Below are 482 nucleotides of genomic sequence, written 5' to 3' on the forward strand. Positions count from 1 at the left end.
ACCGGCGCCGGCCCGCCAGACACAGGCGAACCGATACCGGCGACAGGGCCTCCCGGTTCGAAGCGAAGAGACCCCGGGGAAGCAGGCGATTCGGAAGAGGTGGAAGTGTGGGTACGCCGGCTCTACACCGCGCCGGGCACCGGGCAGCTGCTCGGAATGGATTCGCGGGCGCGGCTGATGCCCGCCGGGATGCAGCGGGTCATCCAGGCCAGGGACCAGCTCTGCCGCACCCCCTGGTGCGACGCACCCATCCGCCACCACGACCACGTCGTGCCCTGGCGCGACGCCGGAAAGACCAGCGAGGTCAACGGGCAAGGCCTGTGTGAAGCGTGCAACCTCGCGAAAGAAGCCGACGGCTGGCACGCCCGAACCATCCCCGGACCCCGGCACACCGTCGAAACGACCACGCCGACCGGGCACACCTACCAATCCACCGCACCGGCACTGCCCGGCACACCACCGGCAACAGAACAACCGGACGA

Annotated in this window: 1 protein-coding gene; it reads left to right on the forward strand. The window is 69.7% G+C overall.

What is annotated here, in order from left to right; all coding sequences use genetic code 11:
- Nucleotides 1–99: 99 nt before the first annotated feature.
- Nucleotides 100–482, forward strand: a 383-nt coding sequence (locus AC3A4M_RS22820) for an HNH endonuclease (protein WP_498738913.1), incomplete at its 3' end; no start/stop codon positions are given.

The sequence above is a fragment of the Arthrobacter sp. Soil_C_60 genome (assembly GCF_057656375.1).